Raw genomic sequence first — 16,801 nt, 5'->3', positions numbered from 1 at the left:
GGCGTTGAACCGCGGGCGTTGAGCGCCGCGCGCGCTTGCGCCGAAGCGCGATCGCCGCCGCTCAGTCGTCGGCAGCGATCAGCTTGCGCAGCCGCGCCTTGAGCGCGCGCCCGGACGCGCGGAAGTACTCGCGTTCGTCGCGCCAGTCCGGGCAGCGCCGCTCGACCTCGCGCCAGAACGCGCGCGAATGGTCGGCATGGATCAGATGGCACAGCTCGTGCACCAGCACGTATTCGAACGCCGCCGGCGGCGCCAGCACCAGCGACAGGTCCAGCGACAGCGCGCCGTCGGGCGCCAGCGAACCCCATTGCGAGGACATCACCCGGTAGCGCAGGCGCGAGGGCGCGCGCGGCAGGTCGGGCAGGTACTTGGGCAGCCAGCGGCCGACGTCGGTGCGGGCCTGGCCTTCGTAGAAATCGCGCAGCGCGCGCTGCAACGACTTCAGCGCCACGGTTTCGGGCGCGGCGATCTCGATCGCGTCGTCGCCGGCCTGGATGCGCAGGTAGCGCGCGGCCTGCCAGCGCAGCGGCACCTCGGCGCCGCGCAGCGGCAGCGCGGCGGTGACGTGCGGCTGCAGGCCCGGCGCATCGGTGCCGGCGCGGGCGATCTGCGCCAGCAGCCAGTCGCCGTGCTCGATCACGAAGCGGGTGCCGGCGATCTCGCTGGCGCGCAGCGGCAGGGTCAGGCGCGGGCCGCGCTCGTCGACGCTGAGCTTGATCCGGCGCGCGCGCGGGTCGCGCACCCGCAGCACCTCGACGCTGCGGCCGTCGGCCAGGACGATGGCGACGGTCTCGCGCGACACGCTGCGCGGCGCGGCCTGCGGCGTGCCGGTCAGCAGGCGCAGGAGGCTTTTCATGGGTGGGGGACCGCCATGCGCGAAGCATAGCGCGATGCGGCGGGAGTTTTGCGACGGCGCGGCGCGGTTGCGGGCGGTGCGCGCGGTGCGGCGGGGTTCGTCGTCGCTGCGGTGTCGCGGTCGCGGCTTGCGCCGCTCCTACAGGGGGCGGCCGAAGCCGGCGTTTAGACCTGCAGGAGCGGCGCGAGCCGCGACCGCGTTGCCGCAGGTCGCGCCGCACCCGCGACCCACGCGAGACTCAGGCCTCGACCTTGGACAGCTTCAACGCCTTTTCCATCACCACGAACAAGCGCTTCACTTCCGCGCTCATCAGCGCGAAGCGCGCGTCGAGCTCGGCGCGCAGGCCGTCGCCGTCGCTGTGTTCGAGTTGGTCCACAGCGCCGTCGAGCAGTTTGAACTTGCGCACGATCAGGTCCTCGCCGATCACGAACGACACGTGGTCGTCCAGGCTCAGCGCCAGGCGGGTGACCTGCTTGCCGGTCTCCAGGTGCTTGGCGATCTCGTCGCTCTCCAGTTCCTGGCGCTGGCACTTGACCACCGCGCCCTGGTCGACCGGATCGCGCAGTTCGCACTCGTCGCCGAGCATGATCCCGTCCGGCAACGGCTCGCCGGCGACCCAGCCGGTCAGGATCGAACGCGGCGCGACTTCGGCGTTCAGCGGCAGCGCCGGGAAGCTGCCGACCGCGCGGCGGATTTCGCTGATGACGTTCTCGGCGCTCTTGCGGCTGGAACTGTCGACGATCACCAGCCCGTGTTCGAGATCGATGATCGCGTCGGTGCGGCTGGGCTTTATGAAGGCGCGCGGCATCAGGTCGGTGATCAGCTCGTCCTTGAGCCGCTTGCGGGTGCGGCCGCCGGGCTTGCGCCCTTCCTTCTGCTCGATCTCGGCCAGCTTCTTGGCCAGCATGTCGTTGACGACCGCGCCGGGCAGCAGCCGGTCTTCGCCGCCGACGGTCAGCCAGATCGCGCTGCCGATGCGGTTGCTGATCGCCGCTTCCTCATCGGCGCGGCCGAACGGCGAGATGAAGCCGCGCGAGGACAGTTCCAGCGGGCCGACCGGCTTGAGCCGGCATTCTTCGAGACCCTTGTCGAGTTCGCTCAGGTCGTGGGTGGTGGGGAAGCGGAAGAACGTGAGATTGCGAAAGAACATTCAGAGACCGGGAATAGGAAAGGGGAAATCGGGAATCGGCGTCGCGGGTGCCGCGCCTGCCGTGTGTCGTCAGTCCCGCGCAAGCGGGAATCCGGAGACCTCGTGCGTTCCCGCACGTAACGCCCTGGGTTCCCGCTTGCGCGGGAACGACGGTGCGATGAAACGATGGATCATCCGATCTGCGCGACCGGATCGTCGGAGCCGGCCTCGTCCAGCCACACCGGCGCCTGCGCCGCCGCGCCGCCGGCCTGCCCCAGGCCGAGGAAATCGAACAGCTTCGGATCGCTGAGCTGCGACGGCCGGATATCGCCGAGCGCGCGCGCGATGATTTCCAGCCGCCCGGGCGTCTCGCGTTCCCACGCGTCCATCATCCGCTTGACCTGCTTGCGCTGCAGGTTCTCCTGCGAACCGCACAGGTTGCACGGAATGATCGGAAACCGGCGCGCGGCGGCGTATTCGACGATGTCGTCCTCGCGCACGTAAGCCAGCGGCCGGATCACCACATGGCGGCCGTCGTCGGACAGCAGCTTCGGCGGCATGCCGCTGAGCTTGGCGTGGAAAAACAGGTTCAGGAAGAACGTGGCGACCAGATCGTCGCGATGATGCCCGAGCGCGATCTTGGTGAAGCCCTGTTCCGCCGCGTAGGTATAGAGCGCCCCGCGCCGCAGCCGCGAGCACAAGGAGCACATGGTCTTGCCTTCCGGCACCACGCGCGTGACCACCGAGTAGGTGTCCTGCTCGAGGATCTTGTACGCCACGCCGACCGATTCGAGGTACTGCGGCAGCACGTGCTCGGGAAAGTCCGGCTGCTTCTGGTCGAGGTTGACCGCGACCAGCTCGAACTTCACCGGCGCCTTCTTCTGCAACTGCATCAGGATGTCGAGCAGGGTGTAGCTGTCCTTGCCGCCGGACAGGCAGACCATGACCTTGTCGCCTTCTTCGATCATGCCGAAGTCGGCGATGGCGCGGCCGACCTGGTGGCGCAGGCGCGCGCCGAGGCGGCCGACATCGGTGGCGGCGGGGTCGGCGGCGCGGGCGCGGCGGACGGGTTCGGCGAGAGGCAGGACGGTACTCATCAGGCCGCCGATTCTACGCCAAGGGTCGGTGAACACGGCCCGGACGCCGCCGCGCGCGGGCCGCAAGCCAACCGCCGCAAGGGTTTGCGCCCTGCGCGCGGCGGCCGATGACGACGGACACGGCGGCGGTTTAAGCTCAGGGCCATGACCGCCAGTGCCGATGCCGCCGAAATCGCCCGCCAGCTCGCCGACCTGCGGGTGGAGCATCGCGATCTCGACGCCGCCATCGACCGCCTCGGCCTGGACCCGCAGGCCGACGAGCTGACGGTCAAGCGCCTGAAGAAGCGCAAGCTGTGGCTGAAGGACTGCATCGCCCGGCTCGAAAGCGCGCTGATCCCCGACGAACCGGCCTGAGCCGCAGCGCGTCCGCGCGCGCCGGCATGGCAGCTGTCATGCGCCCCTGGTGACGTCCCCGGGTGCAGCCGCCCCGTCCCCTCGTGCTACGGTGCGCGCACTCGCAACGGGCCCCGGCATGGCGAATAAGGACGAACTGATCGGCGCGGCGCGCAACCCGTGGTGGCAGGCCCTCGCGGCCGTCGCCGCGGTCGCGCTGATCGCGGTATTCGCGCTCGGCGGATTCGAGCCGGCCAAGGCCAGGGCCAAGCCGCTGCCGCAGTATCCGGCCGGCAAGCGCGTGCAGACCGGGGCGATGGCGGTGACGCCGCTGAGCGCCTGGGTCGCCTATTACAAGCCCGGCGGGCGGATCGAGCCGGGCCAGCTGTACCTGGTGCTGCAGGCCGAGGTCGAGAACCGCACCGGGCGCAGCTTCAACAGCCACGGTTATCTGCTCGACGACCTGATCCTGGTCGGGCCCAAGCGCGAGATCGTCAAGGCCGGGCTGCCGCTGGCCGCGGACGACCACAGCCTGCTCGCCGACCTGCACCCGCGCCTGAAACAACGCGTCGACCTGGTCTGGAAGCTGCCGCCGGACTACGCGTACGCGCCGACCCAGTTGTTCGGCCTGTTCGGCCGCGACTACAAGGCCAAGGCCTATCTCAACGACGAAGGCGCCTGGCTGCAGGACAAGCCCGCGGCGAGCTTCAAGCTGGCCGTGCAGGACCTGCGCGACCGCCGGGTGGCGCCATGAGCGCGCCCTCGCCGGCCGCGCCGCGCGCGCGCCTGCCGCGCTGGCGCTGGCGCGACGCGCTGTGGATCGTGCTGGCGCTGGCCGCGGTGGTGGCGCTGCGCAAGGGCGAATCCAGCTACGAGCAGCGCGACGCGCCGCTGCTGCAATCGGCGCCGGCGGCGCGCGCGGCCGGGCGCAATTTCGCGGTCGAGGTCGGCCGGCTCAAGGTCGCCCAGGCGTATCTGCTCAAGGGCGATTTCGCCCATCCCGAAGACCGCACCCTGCGCAGCGCGGGCGTGTGGCTGTCGGTGCTGGCCAAGGTCGAGGCGACCCAGCGGCCGGGGTACCTCAGCGCGCAGATCCGCACCCGCGACGGCTTGGTCTACGTGGCGTCGAGCCCGGACCGGCCCAAGCTGCCCGGCTTCACCCTCAACCAGCGCGAGCTCGCGCCGGGCCTGCCCGAGAGCGGCGCGTGGTTCTTCGAACTGCCGCCGGACCAGCTCGAAGGCGCGCACCTGCAGCTGTATTGGGGCAGCCTGCTGCCGGTCGGCGGCGACAGCCTCGTCGATGTCGACCTGAAGCTCGACAAGGCGGCCGCGCGCAAGCTGCTGGCCGAGGCCAAACCGGTTCTGGACCTGCGGATGTGAGCGGCCCTGCGATGACGACGACTTCTTCCGCCGCCGATGCTTCCGCGACCGCGCCGCCCGCCGGTTGGTGGCGGCGCAACGCGCTGTGGCTGATCGGCACCGCCGTGGTCGGTGCGCTGGCGCTGTGGCTGCCGTATCGCGACGCCTTGCAGCGCTACCGCGAACGCAATCCCAGCGTGGCGGTGGCGGCGAACAAGAACGACTGGACCGCGTTCAACGGCGCGCGCTGGAAACTGGTCGCGGCCGAATCGCTGGCGCCGCGCGACCCGCGCCTGCGCGGCCCGCTGCGCAAGGACGCCGAAGTGGTGTTGCTGCGTTATGAAGTGATCCCCGATTCGGGCGCCAAGACCCGCGACCTGGACACCTGCGTCGGCGCCATCGTCGACGCCCAGGGCCGGCGCTGGAACGCCGGCGCCGGCGCGCTGCCGCGCCTGTCCGGCCCGCGCCTGCCGAGCACCTGCGGCAGCGGCTACGACGATTCGTTCAAGCAGGTGCTGGCGGTGCCGGGACGGCCGTTCGCGTTCCAGCATGCGTTCGTGTTGCCGCGCGGGCAGCGCCTGGGCGATCTGCGTGCGCGCATCGAGTTCCGGTACTCGGGCAAGGCCGACGGGCGTTATCTCGAATTCGCGTTGTAGTCGGCGGCTCGCTCGGTACGTCGTTCCCGCGAAGGCGGGGGTCCAAGACCTCGGAGTCATGCCTCGGTGAAGCCCTGGATGCCCGCGTTCGCGGGCATGACGTGAGGTGGGTTTCGCGGCGCCACTTGCAGACCGTCATCCCCGCGAACGCGGGGATCCAGGGCTTCATCGCGATGCGGCTGCGAAGCCGTGCCTTCGGATCAAACCGCCCGCGGCAAGCGCGCGATGGCGCGATCGAACGTCGCCGCCAGCAGCACCACCCGCAGCACATCGGTGAACAGCGACGGCCGGAACGACAGCGGCGTGTTGAGGAAGGCGGCGTAGACCTGCCCTTCCACCGATTGCCAATCCGGATCCTTCGGGCCGACCCACTGCTGCATCCAGTGCCACGACCACGAATCCAGATACGCCAGCAGCTGCCAGCACACGCACAACGTCAGCAGCGCCGGCAAACCCGCGCGCAACACCAAACGCAGGCTGTTGACCACCGGCACGCCCTTGCTGGTCCAGCCGGCGCTGGCCTTGTCGGCGAGCATGCGCAGAGTGAAATGCATCGACTTGAAGCGCGCGACCGCGCGGCCCAGTTGTTCGTCGGCCTGGTCGATGCGCTGCGCCTTGCGCAGGTCGATGCCGTAGATAATCGCGGTGATCGCCAGCCAGATCAGCGGCAGCGCGATCGCGCCGCCGGCGGTGCTGAGGAAATCCCACACCGGCGCCAGCGCGCGCTTGGTCGGCGCCAGGGTCTTGAACAGCGCGGTCGGGCTTTCCCACCAATCGCCGACCGCCACGTACACCGCGCGTTCGTGCCACCAATCCTTGCCGCCCTTGATCGCCTGGCCGATCGCGGCCACGCCGACGAACACCCAGTACGCCTCGCACACGGTCGCCAAAACGTTCCACGACGCATGCCCGGTCGCCGCCGCGCGGCGCTTGCTGAACCAGCGCACCGCCCACGCCGCCGCCAGCGCGATCCACAGGCCCTTGAGCTTGAGCACGTGGCGGAAGTCTTCCTTCTCCCACACGCTGAAGATGTATTCGGTGATGAACGACCGGCGCAGATCCTCCATCAGGCCCCAGCCCACGTAGTAGGCGAAGAACGGCAGCAACGCGATCGCCAGCGAAGTGATCCACTGCTTGCGCACCACCCGCGTATCCGGCACCGCGGCGCCGCCGGCCAGCATCGGCAGCGACGGCCGCAGCGACTGGAACATGAAGATGGTGCCGGCCAGCTGGGTGACGATCAGCACCGACAGGGACGCGAACGACAGCAGCAGCGAACGCTCGCCGAGCTTGACCGCCAGGTCCATCAGCAGGCCGTAGCACAGCCGCTGGGCGAAGAACCAGAACGCCAGCGCCGGCCAGTGCCGCCACAGCAGGCGCGCGGTCAGCAGGGGGATTTCGCGCCAGGCGCCGGGGCCTAGGCGCTCGCTGTCGGCCGGCTGCAGCGGGGCGGACGGAGCAGAAGCGAGGTCGGCGGCGGAAGCGGAGGAGGACATCGGCGGTAGCCGGTGCGGAGTCGGACGATGGTACCCCGCGCGCGCCACCGGGCGCAGTGACGACTATCAGGTGCGCCCGTCCGCTGCGAGGAACGCGGGCGGCGCGCCCGGCGCCGCCCGCGCACTCGGTCTTAATTCTGGGCTTGGGCTTGGGCTTGGGCCTGGTCCTGGCCTTGTTCCTTCTCCTGCGGCAGCAGTTGATAGCGATAGGCCAACGGCGTGGTGCCGCCCTCGTTGCGCGACACATACACGCCGCCCGGCAACGCCCGGATCTTGCGCTCGCCCGGCGCCTCCGGGGGATCGTCCTTGGTCTTGTGCTTGGCCTGCAGGCGCGGCGGCAAGCGCTGCGCGTACAGGTCGTCGAGCATGCGTCCGAGTTCGCCGCTGGCGGCCGCGACGGCGGCGCGCATCGGCGCGCAATCGTCCTGGCTCCACAACTCGCCTCGGCGCGGGCCTTCGGTCAGCAGCGACCAATCGGCCTCGCGCGCGAGCTTGAGGTTGCGCTTGTGCAAGCGATCGGCGGCCGTAGCGCGCATGCGTTCGGACTTGCCCGCGCCGTAAATGTCCTTGGCAACCTTGGCCACCACCGCCAGATCGCCGCTTTCGGCATAACGCGCGTCTTCCTGCGCCGCCATCCGCGCCCGGTCGGCGTTGCTCTTGGCAGGCAGGGCCACGACATCGGAGACCACGATGAACCGGTCTTGCCACAACGGCTTCTTCTGCCAGGACGAGCCGGACCCTCCGCCTTCGGGCGAATAAGCCGCCAGATCCACCGAGGTCAGCAGCGCGCCGAGCCCGGGCGTCAGGCTGGCGCTCACGCTGAAGACCTGGCGCGGCCGGTCTTTGGGAATCTGCTTGTCCCAGTCCTCGACGTCGCCGTCGATCAGAATCGGCTGGACGTTCGCGCCCCACGGCGCGCGCGCCATCGCCTCGCGCAAGGTCTGCTGCAACGGCGCTGCGATCTCCAGATCGCAGCGGCCGCCGACCACCGGCGCATACGCCGCGGCCGCGCGCTGCTTGGCCTCGGCATAGATCATCGCATCGGCCAGCGCGGCGCCCAGAGCGTTGGCCAGCGCCGCCTGCCCCACGCTCAGGCCCGGGACGTTGTTGTGGTAATACGGCTGAGGCATATAGACGTTGCCGCCGACCATGCGCGGATAGTCGATCTGCGGCCGCACCCGCGAATTGAGCACGACCAGGTAGACCGGCATCTGCGCGGCCATCGCCGCGCGTTCGGGACGGTAGCCGTCGGCCTCGTCGGCCGCGCTGCAGTCTGCGCACGACAGCAGCGCGAACGCGCCCGCCGCCAAAGCGGTGAACTTGAGCATATGGATTTCCCCTGTGAAACCTCTCTCCCTAGAGAGAGGCGCGCGCAGTATCGGCGCGAACCCGATGCGCGACAAGCGCGGCCGCCCGCACGGACGGCCGCGCCGCGTTCAGCCGCCCGCCTCCGGCGCCGCCGGCTTCGCCGCCATCTCCGGACTGATCTTCTCGATCGTATGCCGCAGCTCGCGCCCGAGGATGACCTTGGCGTCCTTGGCCCACGCGTCCAGGCGCTGGTCGAACGCCAGCTTGCTCTGGCTGTCGGGCCACACCAGCCGCAGTTCGCGCAGTTTCTGGATGAAACCGCGGAACAGGGTCTTGTCGAAGAACTCCGGCGCGGCCGGCGCGTACAGCAGCGACAAACGCTGCGCGGCGAGCTGGCACAGGCTTTCGAGTTCGGCCGCCGACAAGGTGCCCGGGCCGTTCTTCACCAGCACCGAAATGGCGATGTAGTAACGCTCGAACGCCTGTTGCAGCGAATGGCCGATCGCGCGCAGGCGGAACACTTCGTCGGTCTGGCCGGCGTTGCGGGCGAGGATGCCGCCGTCGTCGTCGCTGACCTTCTCGAGCAGGCCTTCGCGGATGAACACATCGACCGTGCGCGCCAGGCGCTGGGCGAATTCGTCCTCGCTCCACGGCAGGAACAGCTCGGCCTGCAGGAACGGATACACGCTGCGCCCCAGGCGCAGCACGCCGGCCAGGCTCATGCGCCGGTTGTGCTGGAAGCAGCAGGCGATCCACGAGGCGGCGGTGAACAGGTGCAGCACGTTGTTGCGGAAGTAGCTCAGCAACACCGCCTTGTCCTCGTCCACGCCGAGCACGTCGCCGAGCGGATGGGCGATGCGCTCGAGCACGTTGATCTCTTCGCCGTGGGCGACGATTTCCTGCGGCGTGTGCGGGGTCACGGTGACGCGGTCGGAGTACGGCAGTTCGGCCAGCAAGGTCTTGCTCAGCGCGATCTGCGCGAGCAGGTCGGCTTCGCCCATCGCGTGCTTGGGCGTGGACAGCAGCGCCAACGCCAGCAGGTTGATCGGGTTGACGTCGGCGGCGCGGTTGACGTTGACCTGGATCTGCTGGGCCAGCGCGTCGACCGTATCGGACAGCCACTGCGGCTTGTCGTCTTCCTCCAGCGGCCGGCCGTCCCATTCCGGCGCATGCTCGCTGAGCATGTCGCCGAGCTTGATCGGCTCGCCGAAGTTCACCACCACCTGGCCGTAGTTGGAGCGCAGCACCTTGGGAATGCCCCACAGCAGCTGCCAGATCGATTCCTTTTCCTTCGGCTTGCCCGACAGTTCGTCGCGGTAGCTGTTGCCTTCCATCAGCTTCTCGTAGCCGATGTAGACCGGCTGGAACAGCACCGGTCGGGTCGGCTGGCGCAGGAAGCCGCGCACGGTCATCACCAGCATGCCGCCCTTCGGCGGCAGCAGCCGGCCGGTGCGCGAACGCCCGCCTTCGATGAAGTATTCGATCGAGTAGCCGCCGGCGACCAGCTGCGCCACGTATTCGGAGAACACCGCCGAATACAGCGCGCTGCCGCGGATGCTGCGGCGCAGGAAGAACGCGCCGCCCTTGCGCAGGATGGTGCCGACCACCGGCAGATTGAGGTTCACGCCGGCGGCGATGTGCGGCGGCACGATGCCCTTGGTGTAGAGCAAATAGCTCAGCAGCAGGTAGTCCAGATGGCTGCGGTGGCAGGGCACGTAGACCACTTCGAAGCCGGGCGCTTCCTGCTTGAGCCGGTCCAGGTGATGGACCAGCACGCCGCGGTAGATGCGGTTCCACACCGGCGTGAGCAGGAAGCTGGCCGAGCGCACCACCGGATGCGAATAGTCGGCGGCGATCTCGTAGGCCATCGCGTGGGCCTTTTTCCAGGCCTCGGCGGCGTCGGTGCCGTCGCGGCGGGCCTGGTCGGCGATGGCTTCCTTGACCGGGTCGCTGGCGAGCACGCGGTCGATCAGCATGCGCCGGGTCGACAGGTCGGGCCCGATCACCGCCGCGCGGATGCGGCGGAAGTGGGTGCGCAGCACGCGCGAGAGCTTGCGCACCGTGCGTTCGGGCTCCAGCCCTTCGTCGACGATGCCGCGCAGCGACACCGGCGGTGAGAACCGCACCGTGGTGTGGCGGCCGTTGAGCGCGATCGCGAGCAGGCGGCGGAAGCGGCCGACCAGGGTCCAGTTCTCCGAGAACAGCACCGAGAACCAGCCGCTGGTGCGGTCCGGCGCGCGGCCGACGAAGATCGACACCGGCACCAGCTGCACGTCCAGGTGCGGATCGACGCGGTGCGCGTCGAGCAGCCGCGCCAGCGAACCCGAATGGGTTTTCGCCGACGGCGGGCCGGCCGGCGCCAGGGTGCCGGCGTTGCGCCGCGACAGCGCGACATAGGCGCGCTTGCGCCCGAGCGGGTCGCCCGGCAGCGGTTGCAGCGGCGACGGCAGGCCGCTTTCCAGGCAGGCGCGCTCCAGGATCAGCGCGTTGGACAGGCCGTAGTCCTCCAGCACGTAGCAGACCGGGCGGCCCTGCCATTGCTCGGCGACGTGCTGCTGCGGGTTCTTCGGCTCGACGGTCAGCGCGACCCACGGCGCCATCAGCTTGCCGAGCAGGCGCGCCCACCATGGCCGCGGCGCGGGCGCGGACGGGCCGGCGCCGGCGGACGCGGCGGCGACGGGCGTCGGCATCGGCAGTTCGGGCTGCTCGGGGTCGTGTTCGGCGGCCGGGTCGGGCGCAGGCGACGGTTCGGCGGTGCCCGGAGCGGCGATGGGCTCGTCCTGGGCGGCGGACGCGCGGGCGACGGCGTCGCCCTCGGCGGGCACGGGACCAGACGGATCGGAAGTGTTCGGAACGGACGCTTGGGGCATGTTCGATGTGACTGGATTTGCGTTGTCGCTGCCTGGATCCGCGGCGGCGGCGGGATCGCTGGGATCCGTCGCGGCCGGCGCGGCGCGGTCCGGAACCGCTGCGGCATCGGCCGCCGCGGCGTCGGGGAAAGGCAGGGGCGTCTGTTTCGGCATTGCCGGCATTATGCCTATTCGGCCCGGAACCGCGCCCCGGACCGCGGGCCGCGGCGCAGGCCGCCGGCGACGGGACCACCGGCTGCCCCGGATGGCGACACCGTTGTCACCCGCCGCGCCGGCCGGCGCGGCTCAGCGCGGTTTGGGCGGCTCGCCGGCGGCGCCGGGCCGGGCCGCCGGCTTGGCGGCGGGCTTGGGCTCGGGCGGAACGTTCTTGCCGGCAGCTTTCGCCTCGGGCGCGACCGGTTTGCCGGCGCTGGCGGGTTTGGTTTCGGGCGTCTCGGCCGGTTTGGACTCGGCGACCGCTGGCCGCGCGGCCGGCAGGGCGTCGCCCGATGCCGCAGCCGGCGCCGGTTTGACCGTGCCCGGGCCCGGGCGCGCATCCGCCGCAGGCGGCGCGACCGGATCGACCGGCGCCGTCGCCGGCGCAGCGACCCCCGCCGGCCTGGCCGCCACCGCCGCAGGCGCGCGGGCTTGCGCCTGCACCTTGGCCAGCGCCGCCAGCCGTTGCGCCATCGTCCCCGACGGCGCCGCCTGCACCGGCGCCTCGGCCTCGGCGCGGGCATGGCGCAGCACGTCGCTGAGGTACCAGCGGCCGTCGATGCGCTCGACCAGCACATAGGCATCGACCGGCTGGCCGCCGACCTGATAGCGGATGCGCACCTTGGCGGTGTCGCCGGTCTGCACGTCCAGGGTCGCATCAACGCTGTCCAGCGCCGCATCGAGGTTCAGGCCGTACTCGCCGAGCACCTGCTTGAGCCGCTCCACGAACGGGCCGAGCCGGCGCAGGCTGCGGTCCATGCCGGCCTTGGCGAACGCGCCCGGCGCGGCCAGCCCGGTCGCGCGCGCGGCCGACACCAACTGGGGTATCGCCTCGCGCGCCCGCTGCGAATCGCCCAGCGGAGCCGATTGCGCCCAGCCGCTGATCGCTTCGATCAACTGCGCATGGTGATCGCGCTCGGTGTCGCTGTACCCCGGCTCGCTGCGCACGTACTGGCTCGCGAACAGCCCCAGCGTCTTGGCCGCCGACTGCAGTTCGCTGCCGGCGCCGGCGAACTGGCGGCGATACGTCGCCACCAGCTTGCGTTCGGCGTCCTGCTCGGCGAGCGCGGCGATGAAGGAAGGAAAGCGGTCGTCGAGCGGCAGCTCGGTCAGCGGCCACACCGTACGGCCCTCGCCCCAGGCGGTTTCCAGGCGCTGGTGCAGTTCCGGCGGCACCGCGTGGCGCGCGTAGGCGGCCAGGTCGTTGCGGCGCAGGTCGGACACCAATTGGGTCACCGCCTGCGCCGGCAAGGTCGGCACCGCGTCGGCCGGGGCCGGTTCCGGGCCGCAACCGGCCGCCGCCAGCACAGCGGCGATCGTCAGCACGGCAGCGCTGGCGCGTCGAACGAGAGGCATGCGGGCGGAGGCTCTGGCGCGGAGCGCATCCGCGGACCGGCATCTTGGCGTCGCCCTCGCCGGCGCACAAGGGCCGCTCACGCTCGCTCACTTTTACGACGCGAACGCACAGTTAGCGACGGCACGGGTCGAGTACGGAAGTCCAGATACGTCACTCATGTTTTGTGATTCGCATCGCAAATATGCGGCTGAACAGGTGCGCTCCCCCATCCCGTGAAAGGCATCACCCTTGCCCGTCAGTCAGCTGGTTAAGGTGCCGGCTCTGGCATGTTTTATGCGTTCTAAACAGGCAGAACCGGCACAAAAGCTCGCCCGCCTAATGCGCCGCGTGCGCAGGAGAACGACCATGCGTCTTACCCCGAGCCGTCTGTTCCTCGCTGTCGTCGCCCTGGCCGCCGCCGGCCCCGCGTTCGCGGCGACCGACACCGCCAACCTCAACGTCACCATCACCATCACCAGCGTCTGCGACATCCACACCACCGCGCCGTTGCCGGTCAATTTCGGCAGCGTGTCGTCCAGCGCCACCAACGTCGACCAGCAGGGCCAGCTGACCGTCAACTGCACGCCCGGCACGGCCTACACCATCGGCCTGGACAACGGCCAGAACGGCACCGACGTCAACAGCCGCAAGATGGCCAACGGCGCCAACCTGGTGCCATACCAGCTCTACCGCGCCGCCGCGCGCGGCCCCACCGACGTGTGGGGCAGCACCGTCGGCGCGGGCGGCAACGTGCTGGCCGGCAGCGGCACCGGCGCCGCGGTCAACATCCCGGTGTACGGGCGCACGCCCAGCGCCAACTTTCCCGCTGGTACTTACAATGACGTGGTGATCGCCACGATCACCTACTGACCGCCGCGCGATGGGCGGCGGCCGGCGCGCAGCACCCTTCCGCAGCCTCGCTTCCCGGCTCGCGCTCGCAACCGCGCTGGCCGGCGCGGGCGCCGCGGCGTCCGCCGCCGGGCTGCAGGTCACGCCGACCACGCTGACCCTCAGCCGCGAGCGCCCCGCCGACGCGTTGTGGCTCAGCAACACCGGCCAGGAGACGCTGCGCGCGCAGGTGCGGGTGTTCCGCTGGACCCAGAATGAGGGCCAGGAGCGGCTCGAACCCGACCCCGGCCTGGCGATCAGCCCGCCGATGCTGGAACTCGCGCCCGGCGCGCGCCAGTTGGTGCGGGTGATCCGGCTCGGCGCGCCGCCCGCGCGCGAAGGCGCTTACCGCTTGATCGTCGACGAATTGCCGCCGGCGCAGACCCCGGAGCAAACCGGCCTGCAATTCGTGCTGCGCTATTCGGTGCCGGTGTTCCTGGCCCCGCTCGACGGCGCCGCGGGCGCGCCGCAGCTGCGCGCGCAGTTCCAGTTCGAAGGAGCGCAAGCCTGGCTGTCGGTGGACAACCGCGGCGACCGCCGCGCGCAACTGGCCGATGCGGTGTTCGTCGATGCGCAAGGCGCGCGCCATGCGCTGGCGCCGGGGCTGCTCGGCTATGCCCTGGCCGGCCAACGCATGCGCTGGCCGCTGCGCGTGCCGGCCGACCCGCTGCACGGCGCGGGCACCTTGAAAGCGAGGATCAATGGCGAACCCAACGAGCAGGCGCTGGCGCTGGACCCGCCGGCTCGCTGAAGCCATGCCGGCCGGCCTGCTCCTGGCGTCGCAACTGAGCCGCGCCGCATCGCCGGCGTCGTTCGACGCGGCCGACATCGCGCGTCCGGTCAACGCCGCCGCGGCCGCGGCGCAGGCCGCGAACATGGCCGTGTACCTCGAAGTCAGCCTCAACCAGACCGCGTACGGCGCGCCGCAACCGTTCGAACTGCGCGACGGCCGGCTCTACGCCAGCGTCGCCACCTTGCGCGCGATCGGCTTCGCCCTGAACGACCGCGACAGCGGCGACACGCTCGCACCCGACACCCTGCCCGGCGTCAGCGTGCGCTTCGACGCGACGCAACAGCGCGTCGCCATCGACGCGCCGCTGGCCTTGCTGGACCTGCGCGTCAGCCGCCTCAACGCGCCCGGCGCCGACGTGCCCAAGGCCAGCGCCTCGCCGGGGCTGTTGCTCAACTACGACCTCTACGCCAGCCGCGACGACCGCAGCGACAACGCCACCGCGTTCGTCGAAGCGCGCGCGTTCGGGCTCGGCGATGGAGTCTTCAGTCAGACCGGCGTGATCCGCCACTACCGCGAAGACGGCGCGCCGCGGCGCACCGATTCGATCCGCCTGGACACCAGCTGGCGCTGGTCGCGGCCCGAATCGATGTTCGCCGTGACCGTCGGCGACGTGGTCAGCGGCCAGCTCGACTGGACCCGCCCGCTGCGCCTGGGCGGCGTGCGCTTCGGCCGCGATTTCGGCCTGCAGCCGTATCGCATCACTACGCCGCTGCCGACCTTGGTCGGCGAAGTCGCGGTGCCGTCGGCGGTGGACCTGTACGTCAACGGCCTGCGCCAATACAGCGGCGAAGTCGCGCCCGGGCCGTTCCAGCTGACCACCATTCCCGGCATCACCGGCGCCGGCAGCGCGCAGCTGGTGGTCACCGACGCGTTCGGCCGCACCCGCACGCTCGACTTTCCGTTCTACGCCGCGCAACAGCTGCTCGCGAAGGGTTTGTCAGACTGGTCGGTGAGCCTCGGCGTCGCGCGCGAGGCCTACGCGCTGCGTTCGTTCGAATACGGCAGCGACCCCTTGCTCAGCGCCGACCTGCGCTACGGCGTCAGCGACCGCTTCACCTTCCAGGCCCACGGCGAAGGCGGCGATGGCGTGGTCAACGGCGGTGTCGGCGCGGCCTGGCTGCTCGGGCAAGCCGGCGTGTTCGGCGCGTCGCTGAGCCACGGCCGCGACGGCGGCGATGCCGGCTGGCAATACACCGCGGCCTACAACTGGAGCAACGGCCGCTTCAACTTCGCCGCCGATACCCAGCGCACCCACGGCGATTACCGCGACCTCGCCTCGCGTTACGGCCTGGGCGCGCCGCGGGTCAGCGAACGCGCGGTGATCGGCTGGAGCGATGCGCGCATCGGCAGCCTCGGCCTGAACTACGTGCGGCTGGTCTATCGCGGCGAAGAACCGGCGCGCTACGCCGGCGCGACCTGGAGCCGCAACCTCGGCACCCGCGCGTCGCTGAGCCTGTCGTACAACCAGAACCTCGACCGCAGCCGCGACCGCACCGTGTACCTCGGCTTCAACCTCAACCTGCGAGCCGATCCCGCGCGCCCCGGCACCCAGCTCAGCGTCTCGGCGCAGCGCGCCGCCGGCCTCGACCAGGGCGCGATCGACCTGACGCGCCCGGTGCCCGGCGACGGCGGCTTCGGCTGGCGCCTGCAGGCACGCGGCGGCGACGGCGAAGAAGGCGGCCTGGCCGAAGCGGCGTGGCTGACCGATGCCGGCCGCTTCAACCTCGGCTACGCGCGCCAGGGTTCGCGCGACTACGGCTACGCCAGCGCCAGCGGCGCGCTGGTGTGGATGGGCGGCCACGGCTTCGCCGCGCGCAACGTCAGCGACGCGTTCGCGGTGGTCTCGACCGGCGTGCCCGGCGTGCCGGTGCTGCTCGAGAACCGCCCGTTCGGCCGCACCGACGCCGACGGCGTGCTGCTGGTGACGCCGCTCAACGCGTGGCAGCGCAACCGCATCGGCATCGATCCGATGGAACTGCCGGCCGACACCCGGCTGGATCGGGTCGAAACGCTGGCCACGCCGCGCGACCGCTCCGGCACCGTGGTGCGCTTCAAGATCGACAAGATCCGCGCCGCGGTGCTGAGCCTGCGCGACGCCGCCGGCGCGCCGTTGCCGCTCGGCAGCGAAGTGCTCAGCGGCAACGGCGAACGCGCCACCGTCGGCTACGACGGCGAGACTTATCTGGAACAGCTGCTGGAACGCAACGAGTTGCGCGTGCGCCTGCCCGACGGCGGCGAATGCGTGGTGCGCTTCGACTACCCCGCCGACGCGCAGGGCATCGCCCGGCTCGGGCCGCTGGCGTGCGCGCGCGAGGCGGCGCGGTGAGCGCGTTCGCGCGCACCGCGGCAGCGGCGAACGCGCCGGCGCGCGCGACGGCGACGGCGACGGCGACGGCGACGGCGGCGGACGAGCGAATCCCACGCGACCGCGTGCGCCAACCGCGCCCGGACTCGCTGCGCATAGACCTGCGACGCATGGGCTTGC

The 16,801-nt window shown here is 70.9% G+C and carries 14 protein-coding genes; 7 read left to right on the top strand and 7 right to left on the bottom strand.

The genetic code is table 11. The features are described 5' to 3' along the window. Positions 1 to 61: 61 nt before the first annotated feature. The 3 genes from JHW38_RS17680 to ttcA form a co-directional block, all read right to left on the bottom strand. Positions 62 to 856, bottom strand: a complete 795-nt coding sequence (locus tag JHW38_RS17680) for a M48 family metallopeptidase (protein ID WP_207522632.1) — start codon at positions 854 to 856, stop codon at positions 62 to 64. A gap of 238 nt (positions 857 to 1,094) precedes the next feature. After that, a complete protein-coding gene (locus JHW38_RS17675; RefSeq protein WP_096376396.1) occupies positions 1,095 to 2,006 on the bottom strand; it encodes a recombination-associated protein RdgC in 912 nt (303 codons plus the stop codon). Positions 2,007 to 2,176: 170 nt separating this feature from the next. Beyond that, a complete protein-coding gene (ttcA, locus tag JHW38_RS17670) occupies positions 2,177 to 3,082 on the bottom strand; it encodes a tRNA 2-thiocytidine(32) synthetase TtcA (protein WP_207522631.1) in 906 nt (301 codons plus the stop codon). Positions 3,083 to 3,226: 144 nt separating this feature from the next. Between ttcA and JHW38_RS17665 the strand changes: the two genes are divergently transcribed. From JHW38_RS17665 to JHW38_RS17650, 4 genes are all read left to right on the top strand, one after another. Next, positions 3,227 to 3,436, top strand: a complete 210-nt coding sequence (locus tag JHW38_RS17665) for a YdcH family protein (RefSeq protein WP_207522630.1) — start codon at positions 3,227 to 3,229, stop codon at positions 3,434 to 3,436. 118 nt (positions 3,437 to 3,554) lie between these two features. Then, on the top strand, positions 3,555 to 4,169 hold the full coding sequence (locus tag JHW38_RS17660) for a hypothetical protein (RefSeq protein WP_207522629.1): 615 nt from the start codon (positions 3,555 to 3,557) through the stop codon (positions 4,167 to 4,169). Further along, entirely contained in the window at positions 4,166 to 4,795 is a 630-nt protein-coding gene (locus JHW38_RS17655) for a hypothetical protein (protein WP_207522628.1), read from the top strand. Before JHW38_RS17660 ends, JHW38_RS17655 begins: the two co-directional genes overlap by 4 nt. Before the next feature lie 11 nt (positions 4,796 to 4,806). Next, positions 4,807 to 5,430, top strand: coding sequence for a hypothetical protein (locus JHW38_RS17650; protein WP_207522627.1), 624 nt, complete (start codon positions 4,807 to 4,809; stop codon positions 5,428 to 5,430). A 200-nt stretch (positions 5,431 to 5,630) separates the two neighbouring features. On the opposite strand, the gene JHW38_RS17645 is transcribed toward JHW38_RS17650, so the two are convergent. From JHW38_RS17645 to JHW38_RS17630, 4 genes are all read right to left on the bottom strand, one after another. Beyond that, entirely contained in the window at positions 5,631 to 6,926 is a 1,296-nt protein-coding gene (locus JHW38_RS17645; RefSeq protein ID WP_207522626.1) for a hypothetical protein, read from the bottom strand. Between the two features lie 131 nt (positions 6,927 to 7,057). Beyond that, positions 7,058 to 8,254, bottom strand: a complete 1,197-nt coding sequence (locus tag JHW38_RS17640) for a hypothetical protein (RefSeq protein WP_207522625.1) — start codon at positions 8,252 to 8,254, stop codon at positions 7,058 to 7,060. Positions 8,255 to 8,362: 108 nt separating this feature from the next. Continuing rightward, on the bottom strand, positions 8,363 to 10,924 hold the full coding sequence (gene plsB / locus JHW38_RS17635) for a glycerol-3-phosphate 1-O-acyltransferase PlsB (protein WP_207526414.1): 2,562 nt from the start codon (positions 10,922 to 10,924) through the stop codon (positions 8,363 to 8,365). A 465-nt stretch (positions 10,925 to 11,389) separates the two neighbouring features. Next, positions 11,390 to 12,655 carry a hypothetical protein gene (locus tag JHW38_RS17630; protein WP_207522624.1) on the bottom strand — a complete coding sequence of 422 codons (1,266 nt, stop codon included), beginning with the start codon at positions 12,653 to 12,655 and terminating at the stop codon, positions 11,390 to 11,392. Between the two features lie 346 nt (positions 12,656 to 13,001). On the opposite strand from JHW38_RS17630, the gene JHW38_RS17625 reads away from it, so the two are divergent. The 3 genes from JHW38_RS17625 to JHW38_RS17615 are packed head-to-tail and all read left to right on the top strand — an operon-like array spanning position 13,002 to position 16,642. Further along, positions 13,002 to 13,505 carry a Csu type fimbrial protein gene (locus JHW38_RS17625; RefSeq protein WP_207522623.1) on the top strand — a complete coding sequence of 168 codons (504 nt, stop codon included), beginning with the start codon at positions 13,002 to 13,004 and terminating at the stop codon, positions 13,503 to 13,505. A gap of 10 nt (positions 13,506 to 13,515) precedes the next feature. Then, positions 13,516 to 14,274, top strand: a complete 759-nt coding sequence (locus JHW38_RS17620; protein ID WP_207522622.1) for a fimbrial biogenesis chaperone — start codon at positions 13,516 to 13,518, stop codon at positions 14,272 to 14,274. Between the two features lie 16 nt (positions 14,275 to 14,290). Beyond that, a complete protein-coding gene (locus JHW38_RS17615; protein WP_428995328.1) occupies positions 14,291 to 16,642 on the top strand; it encodes a fimbria/pilus outer membrane usher protein in 2,352 nt (783 codons plus the stop codon). Positions 16,643 to 16,801: the final 159 nt, after the last annotated feature.

The sequence above is a fragment of the Lysobacter enzymogenes genome (assembly GCF_017355525.1).
GTDB classification, from domain to species: Bacteria; Pseudomonadota; Gammaproteobacteria; order Xanthomonadales; family Xanthomonadaceae; genus Lysobacter; species Lysobacter enzymogenes_C.
This window is presented reverse-complemented; position numbering and strand designations above follow the sequence as displayed.

Excerpts from the sequence above, each read along its gene's own strand:
- JHW38_RS17655 (WP_207522628.1), top strand. The coding sequence starts at position 4,166 with ATGAGCGCGCCCTCGCCGGCCGCGCCGCGCGCGCGCCTGCCGCGCTGG.
- JHW38_RS17660 (WP_207522629.1), top strand. The coding sequence starts at position 3,555 with ATGGCGAATAAGGACGAACTGATCGGCGCGGCGCGCAACCCGTGGTGG.
- JHW38_RS17625 (WP_207522623.1), top strand. The coding sequence starts at position 13,002 with ATGCGTCTTACCCCGAGCCGTCTGTTCCTCGCTGTCGTCGCCCTGGCC.
- JHW38_RS17640 (WP_207522625.1), bottom strand. The coding sequence starts at position 8,254 with ATGCTCAAGTTCACCGCTTTGGCGGCGGGCGCGTTCGCGCTGCTGTCG.
- JHW38_RS17645 (WP_207522626.1), bottom strand. The coding sequence starts at position 6,926 with ATGTCCTCCTCCGCTTCCGCCGCCGACCTCGCTTCTGCTCCGTCCGCC.
- JHW38_RS17665 (WP_207522630.1), top strand. The coding sequence starts at position 3,227 with ATGACCGCCAGTGCCGATGCCGCCGAAATCGCCCGCCAGCTCGCCGAC.
- ttcA (WP_207522631.1), bottom strand. The coding sequence starts at position 3,082 with ATGAGTACCGTCCTGCCTCTCGCCGAACCCGTCCGCCGCGCCCGCGCC.
- JHW38_RS17675 (WP_096376396.1), bottom strand. The coding sequence starts at position 2,006 with ATGTTCTTTCGCAATCTCACGTTCTTCCGCTTCCCCACCACCCACGAC.
- JHW38_RS17620 (WP_207522622.1), top strand. The coding sequence starts at position 13,516 with ATGGGCGGCGGCCGGCGCGCAGCACCCTTCCGCAGCCTCGCTTCCCGG.
- plsB (WP_207526414.1), bottom strand. The coding sequence starts at position 10,924 with ATGCCGACGCCCGTCGCCGCCGCGTCCGCCGGCGCCGGCCCGTCCGCG.
- JHW38_RS17680 (WP_207522632.1), bottom strand. The coding sequence starts at position 856 with ATGAAAAGCCTCCTGCGCCTGCTGACCGGCACGCCGCAGGCCGCGCCG.
- JHW38_RS17630 (WP_207522624.1), bottom strand. The coding sequence starts at position 12,655 with ATGCCTCTCGTTCGACGCGCCAGCGCTGCCGTGCTGACGATCGCCGCT.
- JHW38_RS17650 (WP_207522627.1), top strand. The coding sequence starts at position 4,807 with ATGACGACGACTTCTTCCGCCGCCGATGCTTCCGCGACCGCGCCGCCC.